Raw genomic sequence first — 14,530 nt, forward strand, 5'->3', positions numbered from 1 at the left:
TGGCTGCCAATTCGAAGAGTTGCATTTACCAAGTCTTCAGCGGAGGTGTGCTGAAACTTTCTCCGCGTGATCTGTCATTGTTTTCAAGAAGAAAGCATTGTTCTGATGTCTTAACTCAGCAGAATGCAGATCGTGGATTGAGAAAGCGAACAGGAAGATAAATGACGATTAAATCTATTGCTGCCGGTCTTTGCCTTTTTGCTCTGGCCGCATCGGGAAGCGCCCGGGCTGATGACGTGGATTTTGCCCGCTTCATGAAATATCCGGCTGGTGCCTCCGGCATTGCTGCGGCCATCGGCGGCCTCGGCAACTGCGATACGCCGCTGTGGTGGGGCTATGCCTATGACGAAGCCAAGGGCGAGGAAAACAAGGATCATCTCTTTTTCGCCTGCCAGTTTTATGACCGGGTCGAAGAGGACATGTTCGACAAGAGCGTCGTCGCAAAGTTCGTTTTCTGGGACGACAAGCTGGTGCAGCTGGAAAGCCTGACCTACCTGCCGTAAGCGGCCTCGTCACCTGGCGATATAGCGGTCCCGGCGATGATTGAAGGCGATGATGCCGTTCAGAATGATCGAACCGGCGACCGACCAGGCAACCACTTGCCAGGGGAAGAAGAACAGCGCTGCGGCAAAGATCAGCGCATCCGTGATCTGTTGGACGTAGCCGGCCCGAAAACCGGTTGCGTCCTGGACCATCAGGGACACTGCGCCGAGCCCGCCAAGGCTCCCCTGATGCCGGATGATCGCCAGAATGCCGAAGCCTGCCAGCGTGCCAAAAGCCAGGACGCCGAGAAGCGGATCGAGATGGTCAAACTGAACCGCTGGCTTGATCAGCTCGACGACGACGGACAGTGCAGTGACGCAGAGCACCGACTTGATCGTGAACTCCAGACCCAGACGCTTGTAGGCAAACCAGTAAAACGGCAGGTTCACCGCGAAAAAAGCGACCCCGAAGCTGATGTCCAGCGTATAGGAAAGCAGCAGGGCAAGGCCGGCTGTCTGACCCGTCAGAAACCCGAGATGGGCCAGAAACACCACGCCGAGAGCGCAGGCAAAGACGCCAATGGAAAGGCCCTGAGCGTCTTCCCAAACAGAGTGGCGCATTGTCTTGTCATCTCGTTCGGCACTGGCGGACATCTGTTCTCACTTGCGAAATCAACCGGCGTGGCATTTGCCTAACGCCATATTCCGCAAGAGCTTAGGAGATGCTGCGCCGCAACGCCAGAGGCGCTATGCCTCTTGAGCCGCCTTACGGATTGCCGCAATGTTCGCGCCGTAGCTGTCGATCGTGCCGCCTTTGAAGACCGCCGAGCCTGCAACCAGCACATTTGCGCCAGCCGCTGCAACGAGGGGAGCTGTTTCGGGGGTGACGCCACCGTCAATCTCGATATCGATCGGGCGGTCACCGATCATGTCCTTGACCTTGCGAGTCTTCTCGACCATGGCGTGGATGAATTTCTGGCCGCCGAAGCCGGGGTTGACCGTCATGATCAGGACCAGGTCGAGCCGATCGAGCACATACTCCAGAACGCTTTCTGGTGTGTGCGGATTGAGCGAGACACCGGCTTTCTTTCCAAGGTTCCTGATGGCCTGCAGCGAGCGGTCCAGGTGTTTGGTCGCTTCCGCATGAACCGTGATGATGTCTGAGCCGGCCTTGGCGAAGGCTTCCAGATAGGGATCGCAAGGTTCGATCATCAGATGGGTGTCGAAGATCTTGTCGCTGTGCGGGCGCAGTGACTTGATGACATCTGGACCAAAGGTGATGTTCGGCACGAAGTGCCCGTCCATGACATCCAGGTGAATCCAGTCTGCCCCGGCTTCAGCCACGTCTCTTACTTCCTGTCCAAGCTTGGAGAAGTCAGAGGCAAGGATCGAAGAGGCAATCAGGATGTCGCGGCTCATAGTCGGCTCCAGGTTGAATTGGTCCGCCGGGCGCTATCACGGGCCGGGAAGGTGAGCAAGTCTGAGGCAGCGCTTGAATCGGTTTAACCGTCAAAACTGGCCGGTTATGGCGAGATAACGTCCGTCTGGACCTTCAAAACCGTGGGTTTCCATGAGCACAAGCACGGCGAAGACCGGCGGGCGGGCCGCGGGGTAGTAGGTGATCGCCCGCTCGATGCGGTAGCGCAGGGGGCAGCCACGGCTTGAGGGCAGGGATGTGTCGTCGTTCAACACGCGCTCCGAACCCTCAAAGCTCAAGGTAAGTCGGAAGCCGCGCGTATCAGCGCCATAGCTTGCGCAGTCTCCGGAGGGCAGGGGATATTCTTCAAGGGAGAACTGCATGGGGTTGTCGGCGGGCGGTACGATCAGCCGCGGATTGACGGTGAGCTGGTGTGGATCGCTGCCGATCTCGGTGACCGGATTGTGGCCAACGGTTCGGCCCCTTCCGGAAATACGGCTGTTGGCGAGTGTCTCCACCGCGCGGCTCAGGTTTTTCTCGCGGGTGGCGTCAAGCTTTTCATCGGGCACCTCATAGGCGACGTCGATTTCCTCCTTGAGCCGAAAGGGCGAGGGCTTGAACCAGCTGTCGGTTGGCACGTCGATGACGAAAATGTCCGAATAGGGAACGCCCGAGCCTGCCTGAACGCCATATTGTTCAAAGGCAAAACGAAAGCCTTCATCGGAAAATCCGAGGATTTCCACATCGGCGTAGTCGCCGGCAACTGCGACCGGTGTGGCTGCCAGCAGCAAGACGGCCTGGCACGCCAGACCGCGAAGATGGGTGAGAAAAGCCATTCCTGAAACTCCACCGAAGTTGCGCCAGACCGAATGATCCCAGGCCAGATAACCTCGGGGTATTTAAGCCTATTGCGGCGCTGACGTCAGGAGTTTTCGAGCTGTTTTTTTTCCGGCTTGGCGATCAGCCGACGGACAAGAGGCTTCAGGATCATCGGAAGCATGTAGATCGGCAATTGTCCGAGGGCGAACCAGAGCCAGGTGAGTTCCGGCAGAGAGCCGCCGAGTGCGGCAACCATCAGGCCCATGTTCCTATTGCCGGCCGAATGGGCGATGGCAAAGGCGTCTGCCCTGTCGACCCTGTAGAAGACCAGCATGGCGATGCCAATCTGAAAGAAGGCGACGACGAAGGTCAGCGCTGCGATGGCAAATGTCAGGCCGGGACGCGTAGCAAAACTTGCGGCCACGCCATCCATGGCCGCGACGGCAAAAAACAGCAGTACCAGCACATTCAAGCCATCGATATTGGACTTGCCGGCGACGATGCGAGCCGAACCGACGACCTTGCGGATCACAGTTGCCACAAGGAGAGAACCGCCGAGCAGAGTGCCCAGGCTGAGGGCAAGGCCGAGGCTGTCGAGATCTAGCGCGTCCCCGATCATCAGCTCTGCCATGAAGGGAGCCGTCAGAGGGGTGAGAACCGTGGAGGCGATCAGTATGGTCAGGCTCAGGGCGCCGTTCAGCCCCATGAGATAGATGAAGGCCGGCGCGGACATGACTGGCGGCGCTGCGCTGACGATGAAGATCGTCAGGATCACCTGTGGATCGAGTGTTTCGCCGCCGAAAAGCGCAAGCGCCGCCGCTGCGAACAGGGGAACGGCAATCATGATCCAGCAGCTTGCCAGAATGAAGATGACCGGGCGCTTTGATCTCTGCCGGACAGCGTCGGGGTCGACCCTGAGAAACGCCAACACCAGCAAGGCGAAAACCGCCTCGGTGATGAAGGGCCGCGCATAGGCCGACAGGAACGGCAATGTCATGCCGATCAGAATGCTGGCCGTGAGGGCAAGCGTGCCGCGCTGACCGATCCAGCCGAGGGCCGACATCGCAGATCTGATCATAACCGGTGTGCTCCCGAAAGCAGGGCAGGCGAGGAAGGTCTGATTTGGCGGCCGAACCGCTTTTATCAGATTGTTGATTTAAGCCATTGTAGGGTAAGAGCAAAGAGGGGTCTTTTCCAAGGGGCAGATTTGCAGCAGGTCGACGTCATTGTTCTGGGTGCCGGAATTGTCGGTGTTTCGACCGCTGTCCATCTTCGCCAGCGAGGGCTGCAGGTTGCGCTGATCGACCGGCGCCATCCAGGCGAGGAGACATCGCATGGCAACGCCGGCCTGATTGCAAGGAACGGCTTTTGCCCGGCCCGTTTTTCGAACCGGGCCGCCGATCTGGCCGATATTGCGATCAAGCAGTCGACCGCAGTCCACTATGATCTGGGCGCAGTCTTTCGAATGATCCCCTGGTTTCGGCGTTTCGCGCAGCACAGCGGCGCCCAAGGGATGCAGCGTTACGCCCGCACCATGGCACCGCTGCGCGAACTGGCGGTGAAAGAGCACCGGGCTCTGTCCATGGTGTCCAATGGCGAACGGTTTTACCGCAAAAGCGGCTGGCTGCAGGTCTATCGGTCAGAAGCCAGCTTCCGTGCGGACGAGCGTGAAAGGCACTATGCCCGCATTTTCGGCGTCGATTATCGGGAACTGTCTGGCGGTGATGTGAATACGGTCGAACCAGGCCTGAAGGCGGACGCGCTTTTGGGTGTGTTCTGGCCGGAAAGCGAATCGGTCACAAATCCGTCCGGTGTGGTCGAGGCCTTGTGGCGCTATTTCATTCAGGAAGGCGGGCTTTATTTCACCGGCGAGGCAGCGGCGCTTGAACAGCGGCGGTCTGGATGGCGGATCTCAACGCCGCGCAAGGAATTGACGGCAAAGCAGGTGGTCGTTGCGCTCGGTCCCTGGTCCGCCGACTTTGCCTCTAAACTCGGCGACCGATTTCCCCTTGCTGTGACGCGGGGCTATCTTCAGCACTATCGCCCCAGGTCAGGGGCTTCGCTTTCCCGTCCGGTGATGGATGTGGACCACGGCTATGTGTTGACGCCGATGGAGCAGGGCATTCGTTTGACGACGGGCATGGAGATTGCCGAGCGCGATGCACCCGCCAATCCCGTGCAGCTTCTGCGCGCGGGCAAACGGGCCGAAGATATCTTCCCGCTCGGCCAGCCGGTTCCCGGAGGGCTGTGGATGGGAAGTCGGCCGCACCTGCCCGACTCCCTGCCGGTGATCGGCTCTTCGCTCTCCCGGCCAGGCCTTTGGTACAATTTCGGCCATGGGGCTTCGGGGTTCGGTCTTGGCCCTCTCAGTGGCCGTCTGCTTGCCGATTTGATCACGGAGCGTGATCCGGGCCTCGACATGTTGCCGCTTTCACCGCTTCGTTTTCTGGCCTAAGCGTCCTGCCGTTTCGGCGCGGCGCTTCCTTTAGCTTTCGCGCAGGGGCAGGGCGACGGTATCCTTGACCGTGTTTACGACGATGCGCGACTGAACATCTGAGACCAGCGTGTTGTCGAGCAGCTTCAGGCGCAGGAAATTGTCATAGGTCTTGATGTCATCGGTCACCACCTTGATCAGATAGTCGACCGCGCCGGTGATTCTTTCGCAGGTCACAACCTCCGGCCAATGGTGGACCAGCTTGTCAAAGGTCTCCATATTTTCGCGGCTCGGAACCGCCAATTTCACGAAGGAATAGGCCACGAAACCAAGGCCGACCGATTCGCGGTCGATTATCGCTGTGATTTGGCGAATAATACCTTGTTCCTTGAGCTTCTTGATTCGACGCCAGCAGGGTGTTTGGCTCATGCCCGCTTCCTTGGCGATTTCGGCAATGGAGAGCGAAGCGTCCCTCTGCAGGACGCGCAAAACCCGAATATCGGATGGATCGAGAATATTTTTTTCGGCCATTGGTCCAACTGGAAATAAAACTGCGTTATTTTGGTTCTAAGTGGTGACGATAGCACAGAAATCGCGACGTAGAAGGATGATATTGATCGAGAGGTAGAGGGCTGTTTCGCGGCTCGCTGTTTTTGAGTGGAGAGGAGGAACGTCGAATGAATGTCCATGTGCCCAATGTCACGCTGGATGACAAATATGTCGCGACACAGGGGCAGGTCTATCTGACCGGCATTCAGGCTCTGGTGCGCCTGGGCTTCGATCGGGCACGGCTCGACCGGGACGCTGGCTTGAAAACGGGCGGCTTCATCTCCGGGTATCGCGGCTCCCCACTCGGTGGGTATGACACCGAACTGACGCGCGCGAAGCGCTTCATGAGCGCGAACGACATTCATTTTCAGCCAGGCGTCAACGAGGAACTCGGCGCCACCGCGGTCTGGGGCTCGCAAAAGCTGAAGGGCCACGGCAAGGGCAGCGACTACGACGGTGTATTCGGCATCTGGTATGGCAAGGCTCCGGGTGTCGACCGTGCGGGCGACGCGCTGAAGCAGGCCAATGCCTCCGGCACCGATCGCAATGGCGGCGTTCTGGCGTTAGCCGGTGACGATCATCTTGCCAAGTCCTCGGTTCTGCCAGGGCAAAGCGAATTTTTCTTTCAGCACGCAGAAATGCCTGTGCTCAACCCTTCTGATATTCAGGATGTGCTCGACTTCGGCCTGCATGGTCTGGAAATGTCACGCTTTGCCGGACTGTGGAGCGCATTGATCTGCGTGGCCGACACGATGGACGCGTCGGCGACGATCAACATTGATGACGCACGGCTCAATTTCATTCGCCCGCCCATGGGAGATCCGCGCAAGGATTTCTCCATCAATCGGGATCTTCTGCTCGGCAACCGTCTCGAGACGGAACGCCTATTGCGTGATCTGCGTCTTCCTGCAGCGCAGGCCTATGTTCGGGCCAACGGCATCGACCGGGTCGGCTTCGGCGCGGACCGGCGCGTGCGGCTCGCCCTGGTCGCGACGGGCAAGGCTTACCGCGATCTGATGCAGGCGCTGGATCTGCTTGGGATCGATGAGACGCGGGCCAAGGCACTTGGACTTGCGGTCTACAAGGTCGGCATGGCCTGGCCGCTGGATCCTGAAGGGATCATCGATTTCGGTCGCGGTGCGGAACGCATGCTGGTGGTTGAACACAAGCGGGCGTTTCTCGAGCCGCAGATCAAGGAAGCTTTCTACCATGTTCCCGAGGCGAGCCGCCCGGAGATCTGGGGCAAGAAACGGCCGAACGGTGCGCCTTTCATCTCGGACGTTCTCGAACTTTCGATTGCCGAGATTGTGCAAGGCCTGCTCGGTTGGCTTCCCGAGGAATCGGTCACTGACGACATGCGCGCTGTTGCGGAGCGCATGAACAAGCAGGTCATGTGGGCCCAGGGCCACGCAGAACGGGCCGCTCGTATTCCCTATTTTTGCTCCGGTTGTCCTCATTCGACCTCGACGCTTGTCCCCGAGGGCGCGCGTTCCATGCCAGGCATCGGCTGCCACGCCATGACCGAACTGGCGGGGCGAAGCACGGATGGTCAGATCCAGATGGGCGGCGAGGGCGTGCTCTGGGTGGGGCAGAAGCCATTCTCCAAGGACGAACATGTCTTTGCCAACCTGGGCGATGGCACCTACTTCCATTCGGGTATTCTTGCCATCCGCCAAGCAGTCGCTGCGAAGGTGCCGATCACCTACAAGATCCTCTTCAATGACGCCGTGGCCATGACAGGTGGTCAGCCCGTTGATGGACAGCTGACCGTGCCGCAGATCACCCGGCAGCTGGAAGCGGAAGGCGTTGAACGGATCGAGGTCCTCAGCGAAACGCCAGACCTTTATGGCGCGTGGAGCGACATGGCTTCGGGCGCGCGGATCAGCCACCGGGACGAATTGATGACCGTCCAGAAGGAGTTGCAGGACTTCGCTGGTGTTTCGGTCATCGTTTACGATCAGACCTGTGCGACCGAGAAGCGCCGCCGGCGCAAGCGCGGCCTGATGGCCGATCCGGACAAGCGGCTTTTCATCAATGACCGGGTCTGTGAGGGCTGCGGAGATTGTTCGGTGCAGTCGAACTGCCTGTCCGTCGAGCCGTTGGCAACGCCTTTCGGCGAAAAGCGCCAGATCAATCAGTCGAGCTGCAACAAGGACTTTTCCTGCGTGAAGGGGTTCTGCCCCTCTTTCGTCGAGATCGAGGGCGCAGCGCTCCGCAAGGCCGACAGGGCCGAGGTCGACATCGATGCGCTGGTGGCGGCGATCCCCGAGCCGCAACTCCCCGATCTGGAGCGCACGCGAAACATGCTCGTTGCGGGCATTGGCGGCATGGGCGTGACCACGCTCAGCGCGATCCTCGCCATGGCCGCTCATATCGATGGCAATCAGGCATCGACGCTCGACATGACCGGTCTGGCGCAAAAGGGTGGTCCGGTGACCTCTCATGTGCGCTTTGCCGCCGGCAATCGAACCATCGAAGGGCCCAAAGTGCCTACCGCAAGTCTTGATGTGCTGCTGGCGAGCGACATGATCGTAGCGACCAATGCGGAACAGCTTGCACTGGCCAGCCGCATAGCAACGAATACCTTTGCCAACACGCGCGTCGCACCTACGGCCGAATTCGTGATGAAGCAGACGCTTTCCTTCGATGAGATCCGGATGGATGCTGCGTTGAGGGAAGGCTCCAAGGCCTATCTTGCGATGGATGCCGCCGGGATCGCCGAGAAACTCTTGGGCGATGCGATCTTTGCAAACATGACACTGGTCGGCATGGCCTATCAGTCCGGAGCCTTGCCGGTTTCAGGTGAGGCGATCGAGGCCGCAATCAAGCTGAACGGCACGGCGGCTGCCGCGAATGTACAGGCCTTCCGGGCCGGCCGCGTACTGGCAGCTGATCCTGAGGCTATTCTGTCCCATCTGCCGAAGCCGGCATCCACTGCGAAGAAGCCGCTCGACGCCCAGATTGAGGACTTCTTCAGCGAACTCAGTGGTTATCAAAGCGCGGCCTATGCCCAGAGCTACCGCGATCTGGTCTCGCGGGTGAAAGCTGCGGATGAGGCACATGGTCCGGGAACGCTGCGTCTGACCGAAACCGTCGCCCAGCAGCTTTACAAGGTGATGGCCTACAAGGACGAATATGAAGTCGCGCGGCTTTATTCCGATCCCGCGTTCAAGGCCAAGCTTCTCGAGCGGTTCGCCGATCCGAAGAAGTTGAAAGTGCATCTCGCGCCGCCCTTGATTGCACGCAACAAGGATCCGAAGACCGGACGACCGGAGAAGATTGCCTTCGGACCCTGGATCTTCACCGCGTTCAAGGTGCTTGCAGGCTTGAAAGGCCTTCGTGGCAAATGGTTCGATCCTTTCGGCCAGACAGACGAGCGAAAGGCGGAACGCAAGCTCATCGAGACCTACCGGTCGGATCTGGAGGAAGTGCTCCGACGTATCGACGGCGGTAACTACGGTCTGCTGGTCGAGCTGGCGAGGGTTCCAGATCTGGTGCGAGGCTTTGGCCCGGTCAAGGAGGCCAATCTTGCAAAAGCGGCTGAAAAACGCTCGGAACTTCTGGAGCAGCTGATCCGCCGGTCTGGCAATGATGATGATGGCCGCGAGAAGGACTATCTCGAAGCTGCGGAATAATTGAGCCAGGTATTTTGGTGTTTGAGGGCAGCTTCGGCTGCCCTTATTCGTTTGGTGCCGCCGCTATCGGCCGAATGTGTCGCGCCAGGTCGGAACCGGGTCGCCGTCAGCCGCCTCGGCGTAATAGATGCCGCGGGCAATGGCGCGCGCAAGGCAGGAGGCAGCAGCTGCGCCGATCTGGACCATATCTTCAAGGGCCTGTTCCATTGGCTGCCGTCCCGTCGACATGGCGAAGACCAGGTCACCGTCGAGCGGTGTATGCGCCGGCCAGAGGGCACGTGCCAATCCATCATGTGCCATGACCGCAAGGCGCTTTGCCTCGGACTTGGTCAGGACTGCGTCAGTTGCGACCGCGGCAATGGTCGTGTTGGCGCCCGCCTTGAGCCCGTCGAGCTTGGTTTTGACGTCGACCGCGTTTGCCGGCAGGGGGGAGGGAAGTCCAAGGCCGCCGAACTCGAGCCCCTGTTCGAATGGAGCCGCCCAGAAGTGGCCCGTCTCTCCGATCGTTGCCCGGCCGAGTGCATTGACCGCAACGAGTGCTCCGACCGTTATGCCATTGTCCAGAACGATGGAGGCAGACCCAAGGCCGCCCTTCAGATTGGCTGTTGTCGCACCTGTGCCGGCGCCGATGGTGCCAAGGGCGAAATCATGTCCGGCATTGTCGAGCGCCGCGCGGCCAAGGTCCCTGTAGGGTGCTGCCGAGCCCCAGCCCTTGTCGCCGCCGTTCAGGAGATCGAACAAAATGGCCGTCGGGACGATGGGCACGCGCACTGGCCCGACCGCGAAGCCGTAGCCGAGCTCGGCAAGGCGTCCCTGAACACCTGCGCCAGCATCCAAACCGAAGGCAGAGCCACCGGCGAGGACGACGGCATCGACGGCATTGACCGTCTGTTCCGGCTCCAGAAGTGCAATCTCGCGTGTGCCGGGTGCACCGCCGTGGATGGCGACGGATGTTACCGCCGGCTCGTCGGGAAACAGCACCGTTGCGCCCGATTTAAGCTCAGGATTGCACGCGTGGCCGACTTTCAGGCCCGGAACATCGGTGATCAAATTGCGTGGACCTGGCATGGCGTACCCGCTTGGACCTTTTGCGCAAAACCGTCTGGCGCGCTTCGCCCAAGCCTAGACCGAATTGTCGGTGCGGGTCGAGGCGCTTGGAAGAAATTGCGCGGCTTCGGTTATCCGTGAAGGGCGTGATAGCCGCGGCGAACGTAAAGGAGAGAGCCTCCGGGCTCGTTCATGCGCAGATCCGCCACGGTCCCGATGATGACTGAATGGCTGCCCATTTCGGTGATGGAGTGGACGTCGCAGTCGACGCTGAGCAGGGCATCTTCGAGTGCTGGACAGCCGGTCGCAAGCGGCGTCCAGGCTGTACGTTGAAACCGTTCGTCCATGCCCAGGTTGCCGCGGCCGGCAAACACATCGGAGATGTCCTCATGGGCGGTGGCGAGCGTGTTGATGCAAAAGACCTTGTTTTCAAGGATTGCAGCGTGGACGCGGCTGGACCGGTTGACGCAGACTAGAACGCTTGCAGGGTCGTCGGAAACAGAACAAACCGCAGAGACGGTCGCGCCCATGCGTCCAGCTGGACCATCTGTGGTCACCACATGAACAGCGGCCGCGATCCGGCTCATGGCTTCGCGAAACGTGGCCTGATCGAGCGGATGGGCTTCCGTCTGCTCGCCAGCCGAAGTGTCGGCGCGATTGCTGTTCAAAGGTTCCGATCCTTGTGTTCACCGGCCATTCCGCCTTGCATCCACCCTCATATAGGCGAGGTTTTCAGCGTGGCGACCTGTTCAAGCCTAACAAACCGCGCTTAAGGAACTCTTGTTGGAAATGTCATGTGTTCCAGGGCCAAGCAGGTAACAAGGGACCGCTCGCCGAAAGCCAAGGCGTGCTTGCAGCCGAGCTGGAAAGACCGATAGGGTGGCGCCAGAATGCACGTGCTCACAGTCGGGACAGTTGAATGATCAGGACCTCTCTTCGCCTTGGTGCAAGAACTCTCGCGGCAGCGGCGGTCTTTGGAGCTGCGACTGGTCCGTCCTTGGCTGACATTGTGATCGGAGCAGCCGGGCCGATGAGTGGCCAATATGCGACCTTTGGGGCGCAACTGCGCTCCGGGGCCGAGCAGGCGATTGCCGATATTAATGCTGCCGGCGGGATCAATGGCGAGATGCTGGTTCTCGAGGTGGGTGATGACAGCTGCAAGCCCGAGCAAGCCGTCGCGATTGCAAATCAGATGGTCGGCAAGGGCGTGGTCTTCGTGGCCGGGCATTTTTGTGCGGGCTCATCAATTGCTGCCAGCACCGTCTATGCGGAAGCCGGCATTGTTCAGATTTCGCCAGCGACCACCGATCCGACGTTCACCGACGAGCGGCCGGGGCCGGGCATTTACCGGATCGGCCGTCGGGATGATCAGCAGGCCGAGATCGCCGGGGCCTATCTGGCAGAAGCCTTTGAAGGCCAGGACGTCGCGATTCTCCACGACAAGACCGCCTACGGCAAAGGTCTGGCTGATGCGGCCAAAGCGGTGATGAATGATGCGGGCAAGACCGAGACGCTCTACGAGGCTTTCGACGCTGGCGCGAAAGACTACAGTGGTCTGGTGTCGCGGCTGAACTCAGAAGGCGTCGAGGCCGTCTATCTGGGTGGCTATCACAATGAGGCCGGGCACATAAAACGCCAGATGACCGAGCAGGGCCTTAGCGCAGTGCTGATCACCGGGGATGCGGTCGCGACCGAGGAATTCTGGTCAATTGCAGGCGAAGCCGGGGCCGGCACGCTGATGACGCTTGCGCTTGATCCCCACGACAATGCGCAAGCCAAGCCTGTGATAGAGGCCCTTGAGGCTGCAGATAAACCCGCAGATGGCTACACGCTGTTCACATACGCCGCTGTTCAGGCGTTCGCTCAGGCTGCGCGCGAGGTTGGGACTGGTGACCATGCCGCGCTGGTCGATGCGCTTGATACGGGCGCTTTCTCGATGGTTTTGGGCGAGGTTTCCTTTGATGAGAAGGGTGACTCCACTCTGCCGGGCTTTGTCTGGTACGAATGGCGCGATGGCAAATATGACCCTAGGTGAGATCTTCGGCTGATCTTGGAAGGAAGGCCTGCTAAGCGGCGCCGCAGGCTTAAGGTTAACAAGAGGTTTCCTCGCCTGAGCATTTCACAGGCGTCGTTGGTGACCTAGTTTGGGCAGATCCTGTTCCCGTTAAAACGGTTGATCTGTTATGCGTTCCGGTCTTGCTCTTTGCGTCATGGCTGCCGTTCTCGGCCTTTTTTCCGGTGCTTCACATGCAGCGGAGCTCGTGGGCTTTCATGAGCGTGGCTATCGTCCGGGAACCATCGTGATCCGAAACTCCGAGCGGAAACTCTATCTGGTTCTTGGGCGGGGGCAGGCGATCCGTTACAAGGTGGCCGTTGGAAAGCGGCAGAAGTCCTGGACAGGCTCTGCCCACATCACAGCAAAATACGTGCGGCCGGACTGGTCTCCGTCTGCGGAAGTGCGCCGGGACCATCCGAACCTGCCGAGGCTGATCAAGGGCGGTGCGCCGAACAATCCCATGGGCGTTGCCGCGATGACGCTTTCAAATGGCAATTACGCAATCCATGGGACCAACCGGCCGGGGTCCATCGGCCGGGCCGTCTCTTACGGCTGCATCCGCATGGCCAACAGCGACATTGCCGACCTGTTCCAGAGGGTGGGCGTTCGTACGCCGGTCATCGCCGTCGATTGACGATAAAAAGCGCCAGATTTTAGTCCTTCATTCAGGCCTGAGCGCCCTGAAATCTGCGATTTTGTGCAGGTATCCGTGTTCTTCCTGATTATATATTCGTAAAGATGAATATATAAGTCCATATGCATATCCTGAAGTGTTCAAGGAGGGCAAAATGGACATCCTAACCAAGAAATCCTGGTCGCCATACGCGGCTGGTGTCGTGATTGGCCTCTTGCAAATCCCGGCCTTTCTTCTGGTCGACACCGCGCTGGGCGCATCCTCGTCCTTTGTGACGGCTGCTGCCTGGGTCGCGGGTCTCTTCGATCCGGCGGCAGCGCAGATCGACTATTTCGCGAAATACATGACCAGCTCGAAATACTATTGGCAGTCCGCACTTGTCATCGGGATTGCGCTGGGCGCTTTCCTCTCGGCCAAAGCCTCCGGGACGGAACGGGCCAATTATGCTCCGAGCTGGACGAAAATGACCGGTATTCGGTCCCTGGCAGCGCGCATGGTGATGGGGTTTGCAGGCGGGTTCGTCCTGCTGATCGGCGCCCGGATTGCAGGCGGCTGTACGTCCGGCCATGGAATTTCCGGCATGGCTCAGCTTGCGGTCGGCTCGACCGTTGCCGTTGCCACCATGTTCGCTGGCGGCATTCTCATGTCGCTTGCTTACAAGAAGATCTGAGGAGGATCCGATATGTCCTTGTTTTTCATGATTGTCCTCGGCCTGGTCATGGGGCTGGTGTTTGGTGTCGCCCTGGAAAAGAGCCGCGTCATGGAGCCAGGTGTGCTCGTTGGCCAGTTCCAGTTCCGCAATTTCATCATGCTGAAAATGTTTCTGGCAGCGACCGCCACAGGTCTTGTTGTTCTGGCAGTCTTGAACGGTGTCTTTGATGTGCCGCTGCATCCGAAGGCGGCCGCTTGGGGACCGGTCATCATCGGAGGCCTGATCCTGGGGATCGGGATTGCCTTGGCGGGCGCCTGCCCGGGCACCGCGCTGGCCCAGATCGGGGCAGGCTACAAGGATGCCTGGGCCATCGTGGCCGGTGGCATCCTGGGCGCGATGGTCTATGGCTACAACATCAACTGGTTCAAGTCGGTTCTCGATTTCGGCGACGCCGGCAAGATCACCTTTGCGGATCTGAACCCGCTGCCATTCTGGGCGCTGGCCCTGCTTGCGGCAGCTGGTCTCATTGCCCTGATGGTTGTGCTGGAGAGACTATCGCCAAGTGCGATCGAAAACGGCAGATGCGACGTTCCCATGGAGGGAGCGGACGATGATCGGCTGGGTCATCAGGTGCACGGCCAGCCTGCCGAATAGGCGCTGATCGACATTTTGGAACACCGGGCCCGCCCGGTTTGAAGGCCCGCTTTTGCAATGGCAGCCCCAAGCCCTGCAGAAGCGGGCCATCTTTTTAGCCCAAATACAAAGGCGGTATCATCGCGGCCAGCTTGCGTTCTTTCTGTACCGG

At 59.6% G+C, this 14,530-nt stretch carries 14 protein-coding genes; 7 read left to right on the forward strand and 7 right to left on the reverse strand.

Features of this window, described 5'->3' with window-relative positions:
- Positions 1-161 precede the first annotated feature (161 nt).
- Positions 162-503: a hypothetical protein gene (locus tag IG617_RS09550; RefSeq protein WP_192108981.1), complete on the forward strand. Its 342-nt coding sequence runs from the start codon at positions 162-164 to the stop codon at positions 501-503.
- Between the two features lie 9 nt (positions 504-512).
- Here the strand turns inward: IG617_RS09550 and IG617_RS09555 are convergent, their stop codons facing one another.
- The 4 genes from IG617_RS09555 to IG617_RS09570 form a co-directional block, all read right to left on the reverse strand.
- Positions 513-1,136 (reverse strand): YitT family protein, encoded by a 624-nt coding sequence (locus tag IG617_RS09555; protein ID WP_192108982.1) that lies wholly within the window; start codon positions 1,134-1,136, stop codon positions 513-515.
- Positions 1,137-1,229: 93 nt separating this feature from the next.
- Complete coding sequence (rpe, locus tag IG617_RS09560) at positions 1,230-1,901, reverse strand: ribulose-phosphate 3-epimerase (protein ID WP_192108983.1); 672 nt, start codon at positions 1,899-1,901, stop codon at positions 1,230-1,232.
- Between the two features lie 90 nt (positions 1,902-1,991).
- Positions 1,992-2,735: a DUF2259 domain-containing protein gene (locus IG617_RS09565; protein ID WP_192108984.1), complete on the reverse strand. Its 744-nt coding sequence runs from the start codon at positions 2,733-2,735 to the stop codon at positions 1,992-1,994.
- An 86-nt stretch (positions 2,736-2,821) separates the two neighbouring features.
- The gene (locus IG617_RS09570; protein WP_192108985.1) at positions 2,822-3,796 is read right to left on the reverse strand and encodes a sodium:proton symporter; all 975 of its coding nucleotides are present in this window, start codon (positions 3,794-3,796) and stop codon (positions 2,822-2,824) included.
- A 129-nt stretch (positions 3,797-3,925) separates the two neighbouring features.
- Here IG617_RS09570 and IG617_RS09575 point away from each other — a divergent pair, with 129 nt between their 5' ends.
- Positions 3,926-5,173, forward strand: a complete 1,248-nt coding sequence (locus IG617_RS09575) for an NAD(P)/FAD-dependent oxidoreductase (RefSeq protein ID WP_192108986.1) — start codon at positions 3,926-3,928, stop codon at positions 5,171-5,173.
- Positions 5,174-5,203: 30 nt separating this feature from the next.
- On the opposite strand, the gene IG617_RS09580 is transcribed toward IG617_RS09575, so the two are convergent.
- Positions 5,204-5,683: an Lrp/AsnC family transcriptional regulator gene (locus IG617_RS09580; RefSeq protein WP_192108987.1), complete on the reverse strand. Its 480-nt coding sequence runs from the start codon at positions 5,681-5,683 to the stop codon at positions 5,204-5,206.
- Between the two features lie 146 nt (positions 5,684-5,829).
- On the opposite strand from IG617_RS09580, the gene IG617_RS09585 reads away from it, so the two are divergent.
- Positions 5,830-9,336 carry an indolepyruvate ferredoxin oxidoreductase family protein gene (locus IG617_RS09585; RefSeq protein WP_192108988.1) on the forward strand — a complete coding sequence of 1,169 codons (3,507 nt, stop codon included), beginning with the start codon at positions 5,830-5,832 and terminating at the stop codon, positions 9,334-9,336.
- A 63-nt stretch (positions 9,337-9,399) separates the two neighbouring features.
- Here the strand turns inward: IG617_RS09585 and IG617_RS09590 are convergent, their stop codons facing one another.
- Positions 9,400-10,404: a P1 family peptidase gene (locus IG617_RS09590; RefSeq protein ID WP_192108989.1), complete on the reverse strand. Its 1,005-nt coding sequence runs from the start codon at positions 10,402-10,404 to the stop codon at positions 9,400-9,402.
- Between the two features lie 110 nt (positions 10,405-10,514).
- Positions 10,515-11,051, reverse strand: coding sequence for a flavin reductase family protein (locus IG617_RS09595; RefSeq protein ID WP_254170487.1), 537 nt, complete (start codon positions 11,049-11,051; stop codon positions 10,515-10,517).
- Positions 11,052-11,302: 251 nt separating this feature from the next.
- Between IG617_RS09595 and IG617_RS09600 the strand changes: the two genes are divergently transcribed.
- The 4 genes from IG617_RS09600 to IG617_RS09615 all read left to right on the forward strand — a co-directional run bounded on the left by IG617_RS09600 (position 11,303) and on the right by IG617_RS09615 (position 14,379).
- Entirely contained in the window at positions 11,303-12,418 is a 1,116-nt protein-coding gene (locus IG617_RS09600; RefSeq protein WP_192108990.1) for a branched-chain amino acid ABC transporter substrate-binding protein, read from the forward strand.
- Between the two features lie 148 nt (positions 12,419-12,566).
- Complete coding sequence (locus tag IG617_RS09605) at positions 12,567-13,073, forward strand: L,D-transpeptidase (protein WP_192108991.1); 507 nt, start codon at positions 12,567-12,569, stop codon at positions 13,071-13,073.
- A gap of 136 nt (positions 13,074-13,209) precedes the next feature.
- Entirely contained in the window at positions 13,210-13,743 is a 534-nt protein-coding gene (locus IG617_RS09610) for a YeeE/YedE thiosulfate transporter family protein (RefSeq protein WP_338109960.1), read from the forward strand.
- 12 nt (positions 13,744-13,755) lie between these two features.
- The gene (locus IG617_RS09615; protein ID WP_192108993.1) at positions 13,756-14,379 is read left to right on the forward strand and encodes a YeeE/YedE thiosulfate transporter family protein; all 624 of its coding nucleotides are present in this window, start codon (positions 13,756-13,758) and stop codon (positions 14,377-14,379) included.
- The last annotated feature ends 151 nt before the right edge of the window (positions 14,380-14,530 follow it).

Source organism: Roseibium polysiphoniae (assembly GCF_014842925.1).
GTDB lineage: Bacteria > Pseudomonadota > Alphaproteobacteria > Rhizobiales > Stappiaceae > Roseibium > Roseibium polysiphoniae.